This is a genomic window from Bradyrhizobium sp. MOS001, from assembly GCF_004634465.1.
In the GTDB taxonomy this organism is placed as follows: Bacteria; Pseudomonadota; Alphaproteobacteria; order Rhizobiales; family Xanthobacteraceae; genus Bradyrhizobium; species Bradyrhizobium barranii.
On record NZ_SPVJ01000138.1, the window covers coordinates 1 to 2,447 of the forward strand.

The 2,447-nt window shown below is 57.6% G+C and carries 1 protein-coding gene and 1 pseudogene; one reads left to right on the forward strand and one right to left on the reverse strand.

Annotation, left to right across the window (positions count from 1 at the left end; translation table 11 throughout):
• The first annotated feature begins 335 nt into the window (after positions 1-335).
• The gene (locus CT676_RS43430) at positions 336-761 is read left to right on the forward strand and encodes a hypothetical protein (protein WP_063982908.1); all 426 of its coding nucleotides are present in this window, start codon (positions 336-338) and stop codon (positions 759-761) included.
• Between the two features lie 611 nt (positions 762-1,372).
• On the opposite strand, the pseudogene CT676_RS43435 reads toward CT676_RS43430, so the two are convergent.
• Positions 1,373-2,447, reverse strand: a pseudogene (locus tag CT676_RS43435) (TAXI family TRAP transporter solute-binding subunit); the annotation flags it as partial.

Sequence of the window (2,447 nt, forward strand, 5' to 3'; positions counted from 1 at the left end):
GGGTTGAGGGCTCGCCTTCGCCAGCCCCGGCGAGTCCCACCTCAGTCAGCGAAGCTGACGCATTTAATTGTCCCACAGTGTAACATCGACGACATTGCGCCCCGCCCCGCGCTGTAGGCTTCATCTCGCCGGGGCTGGACCCATATTTCACTTATAAATTTTAACCCGGCAGCAGGCCGCAGTGGTTCGCCGCTGCGGCCTTTCTGTTGAACAACACAATGGGCGCGTCACCCGATGTCGTTTTGCGTCGTGTGAACCTCTTCACATGGGTATGACATCAGGACGGTTAATCTCCAGTCGCTGGCGAGAGGGTTCAGTTACAGCGGGAGGCGGCCGTGGCAGCAGACACAAAGGCGGACGACTGGTTTATTGCTGCGCACGTGCTGAGGGTACGCACGTCGTCGGGCACCGCATCGATATCGTTTAAGATTGGCAGCAGGGTAGCTAACATCGCAGCACTGTTGGGTTGCTCCGGACCAATCTCGGGAAGTGGTGTTGCGGACACGGACTTCCAATTAGACACGCAACTTATGCGCACCTTCAGCGGCCCATTTTCGTTGAAGGACATTAAGGGGCATCGCGGTGACGTCACGCAAAACGTGTCCTTTTCACCAGATGACTTGTCCGGCGTGGCATTCAATAAGAGTGGAAGCGTCTTTTTTAATTTCGATTTACCCAACACGAACCCGATGACCTTTACGATCAGGGGCCAGTGGATGGTAAAGATGGTCCTTAATCTTGGTACGACGTTCGCAATCTAGTCCGTGTACTCACATGTGATGCCGGGTTAGGCCCCGAAATCGGACACCAGGCGCGGACAAAGGCATGTCCACTTAGGGCTAGCAGCGGACCTCCGGCAACGTCACGACGCTCCTAGGTTTGACGCGGGTTTCTTGTCGACCACGTGGCAAGCCTGTAATCAAGAGTTACCGACAGTTCGATCAAGCTCAGTTGGGCGGCCTCGCTCGCGGTGCGGCATGTCTTGAAGGAGGCGCGCAATACGGCGCCCGCTGACGAACATCAGCGGGTGGTCGAAGGGCTTCCGTTATCTGAGAACAGGCTGTGTCGGAGCGAAGCCCCGAAACGGATCATCGGAAGTTGAGAGTCCTTGTTTGGCGCCGTCGGGCGGAGTGGCGCCGAGGAATGGGTTCCGCCAGGCTTCCTCGCTCGTGCGATTGCAGAAATCCGGATAGCTGCATTCGCTCACCGAGCCTTGCCCCGTCAAGCTACCGAGTGCTCGTCTTGGGTGCGATCGGCGGGGCGGGTGGCGTGGAGGTGCAGCTTGCAGTGCCGAGTGGAAGGTGTGGTCCCGCTCTCGAACCTTCTTGGAGTCCACTTGGGAGTCCATCCGTGCCTGCGCATTTCTCCCCTGTTCCCAGGTCTTAAATTGCCGGAATAGTGCTTCCTTATCGGCCTCCGACTGAATATTGGCGACGGCCGGGTTCTCTTGCAGGAATGCCTCAAAGTGTTGTCGCTTTACCGGTTCGACGCCGTGTTGGTCGAGCCATTGCTGCGCGAGCGGCAGGCGATTCCAGCCCGCGAGTGGTGCCGTCAGGGAGACCTCCTTCCACTTGGGATGAAAGGGCGGGTTCTGCAAATCGGCGAATTTCGAGAAGAAGGCGTCAACGAACAAGGCGAGCTTGCGACGGCGTTCAGTGTTGGGGGCCCAATTGTATGCTGCGAGCACCGCCGGCACCGCGATCGTTTCCACCGTTTCTCCCTCGGGAATCAGGTTCGGATAGTCTTTCGAGGTCAACGTCGCCGGCAGATAATCGCTCTGCAGGGGTTTCGAATAGTCGACCGCAGCAAGATGAAAGGAGCCGTCATTCTTGAAGGCAGTGACAGACACGTATGGCTTGCCGCCCACCACGATGACGGCGTCGAGCTCGCCCTTCTACAACTTTTCCATTGCGATCCGCTGCTCGATATAGACGAAGTTCGCTTTGATCCCGAGCCGCTCAAAAATTGTCAGTGCAGTCACAAACGTGCCGCCATTGGGCAGGTCGACGCTCACCGTCTTACCTTCGAGATCGCTTAGAGTCTTGACTGCCTTCGGTGCGATGACCTGCATCTCCTCATTGTAGAGCTTGGTCACATAGGTAAACTGCTTCTTGATGTTGTTGGCGATGCCCTTCTTCTCGAGATAGTCGAGCGTGTCGGCCCGCACGATTCCGAGATCGACGCCTTTAAGAAAGAGGATGTCGGCGATGCTCTGCACCGAGCCTCGACCGGTGATCGGCAGGACGCGCAGCTTACCGTCGTCGTCGAGCACGGAAGCGAGGTCTGCACCGAACTGCACATAGGTGCCGCCGATCGTACCAGTAAGCAGCGTGACCGTGTTGGCGTTCATTGCCTTCTTGGTCGAGACCGAGCCGAATTGGAAGACTGCCTTCAGGCTGTCACTAACCTTGGCCGGGTCATACTCGGTCTGTCCGGCATGGGCCGCA